We start from the raw sequence: 2,525 nt of genomic DNA, 5'->3' as shown, positions 1-2,525 counted from the left end.
TTGTCAACTTCACCCGAAGTTAACACCGTCCAATCCCGTTTACAACCTTTCCTATCGAGATGTGGGTAAAGGCAAGCTCCCCAGATGGAGGGCATTTTTTTCCGATTTCCGGGGAAGGCCGAGTACGGCCATGAAGGGACTCTCGTCCGATGCGTCGCCGAGACATTCACATGGCAGCTCCAATCAGCAAGCCCAGGTCACGAAGATCACGGACGAGTCGGCAGAAGCTGAAACCACTATCAAACTGAAGTCAGCCGAAGGGTAGTTCTTTGTGCGCGTCCCTCCTGCGTCCCGCCGCAGGTGTGAGATGACTCCGGGCCTTGCCGCGCCTGCGAAGGCGTACTACCTAGTTCGGGCAATACTCCTTCACCGCCCATTGGATCAAGCGTCGTGGTTTGGGCTGACCCTGAGTTCTTCCGGGGAGAAGCTGAAGTACTCATCGTTGTATAACGCGGCGCGCAAGTCGGCGGTGAGAGCACCTATTTCGCGAGACACTTCCGTCTCGGATTTGGGTTGGATGCCTGAGCGGTAGGCAAATAATCCAGCCCAATTCAATTCGTTGCACCCTTTTGCTTCGCGAATCGACGATAGAAAATACTTTCGGTCTTGCTCTTTGCTAATTTCTTTGGCCTTCACTAGAAATTTAGTATCGGCAAAGAGAACCAGAACTCCGCTTATGAGCAGTATTGCCAACGCGATACCGAAATGCTCGGAAAGCGCCGTGACCGCCGCGACCGCCAGTAGCACGCCTGCAAGAGCACAGATTGCCATTGCCTTGATGTTGGCCGCGCCAGCTTTGCGCTGCAGGGCTTTTTGCTCGGGGCTGTTCCTTATTCTTTCCAATTTATCGTCAAACTCACTCCAAAATTCGGTGTGATTTTCGCTCTTTGGATAATACGTGTGCAAACTTTTGAGGTAGAAGACCAGCCGCTCGATTTGTGGCGCACTCAACTTCTGCAATGCTGGAAGCGCATCCATAATTGCGCCATACAACTCGGCATCTTCTTTCACCACATCGAGATATTCATTATCCATTGGCTGTTCTCTTGTTGTTTGCTCGCCATCCCTTATGCGCGACCCAATAATATCAGTTCCGCTAGGTGAGCGCTGGCATCCTTCCGCGTCCCCAGATCGTCCCCGCGATGCCGTTGGATGGACCGGGAAGCCCTATGCCGCAATGGAAGGAGACTTGCCGTTAGAAGGCTGTAACTCATCTTGCCACACGTACCTGCGGCGGATTGCTGACGGCCCAGACCAGCGCCACGATCCCTGATTGTGAATTTCGTCTTCGATTGGACACTTCTCGGATGGGAGACTATTCGATTTGGGGTGGCGTTCGTCTATGTGCGCCCAGTCCTTACGCTGATACTCCGGCCAGAACCACTCGGGCGAGCCTTGTACGTTTCGCTCTCGGGTGTGCCGATACTCTTCCCACCAGATGTGATGCTGCTGCGGCTGGACGCTAGGATGCTGCGACCGTGGATGCTGCTCGCGTAGGTTGTGCAGACGCTCCGCCGCAATGGCGGCTTCGTGCGGGCTGGAAGTGTCCTTAGACATCGCCTCCAGCCGGGCAATACGCTGGCTTATCCCGATATGGCGGAAAACAGTGGTCTATGCGAACCGAAATGCGTGTCGTTTGTGGGAACTATCTATAGCGAACTACTGGATGTAGTGATTTCCCGCGAACGTATGTTGCCGTGCGATGTTGTGTGAACGTTCACCTGACAACTGAGGCGCCCATATCGCTTGGTCCGAGTTGCTTCCGCCGGGTATCCTATGTGGAAACAAAAAGGGAGTCCGTATGAATATCCTCAAGCGCCGCGCAGTGCGCTGGATATATTGTATTCCAGTGGCATTTATTGGTTCTCAATTGGCTTGCGCGGCCTTCCGTCTATTCTCTATTTGGCTTCAACCATCGCTGATATCTACACTGGCTGAGCCAATCTCCTATGTAGTTTGGGCTGCTTCGTTCGTTTTCTTTATTGTTCGGCTGGCGCCATCTCACAAGCGCGGCACCGCGACTGTAGTTGGGGTAATCGGCCTGATCTATTCGGTCGATGCCACGTGGTTCTCGCTCTACACGGGAGAAAAATGGGATGCGTTCCTTATGTTCTGCTACGTGCTGGGAACGCTTGGCGGCATGTGGTGGGCTCGAAATTCCGATGACGCATTGGACGAGTGGGAATTCTTCGCTGTGCCGCATGAGTGGCGTGAGCCTCTTAACAAGGATCAAGGAGTTCAGAGTGCAGAGAGCAAGACTCAGAATGATCCAGTCCCTGTAAGCCAAGCGACGGTGAGCGATGCAGGAGACAGCGCAGATAACAAGATTGTTCCATACAACTACGTTTGCACGCTATGGTAAGCGGCCAATATTGCCGAACGAAAAAGTCTGTCCGAATTGCCATGTTGGCATTGGGTAATCGTGATAGAAAGGCAGGATGGTCTAAATAGTCGGCCCTGAACAATTCGTTCTGCAGGCCTCGCCGAACACTTCAGCGCCGTGATATGGCGAGCTGATCGAGGTT

Annotated in this window: 3 protein-coding genes; 2 read left to right on the top strand and 1 reads right to left on the bottom strand. The window is 53.3% G+C overall.

The window, feature by feature from the left end:
• Nucleotides 1-265, top strand: a 265-nt coding sequence (locus tag AC07UK_RS38695; protein WP_494688346.1) for a hypothetical protein, incomplete at its 5' end; no start/stop codon positions are given.
• Between the two features lie 116 nt (nt 266-381).
• Here the strand turns inward: AC07UK_RS38695 and AC07UK_RS38690 are convergent.
• The gene (locus tag AC07UK_RS38690; RefSeq protein WP_494688345.1) at nt 382-1,035 is read right to left on the bottom strand and encodes a hypothetical protein; all 654 of its coding nucleotides are present in this window, start codon (nt 1,033-1,035) and stop codon (nt 382-384) included.
• A 766-nt stretch (nt 1,036-1,801) separates the two neighbouring features.
• Between AC07UK_RS38690 and AC07UK_RS38685 the strand changes: the two genes are divergently transcribed.
• Entirely contained in the window at nt 1,802-2,362 is a 561-nt protein-coding gene (locus AC07UK_RS38685; RefSeq protein WP_494688344.1) for a hypothetical protein, read from the top strand.
• The last annotated feature ends 163 nt before the right edge of the window (nt 2,363-2,525 follow it).

The sequence above is a fragment of the Cupriavidus sp. GW821-FHT07C08 genome, assembly GCF_059419025.1.
Note: the sequence above shows the minus strand (reverse complement) of the source record. Positions and strands in the feature narration are given on the sequence as shown.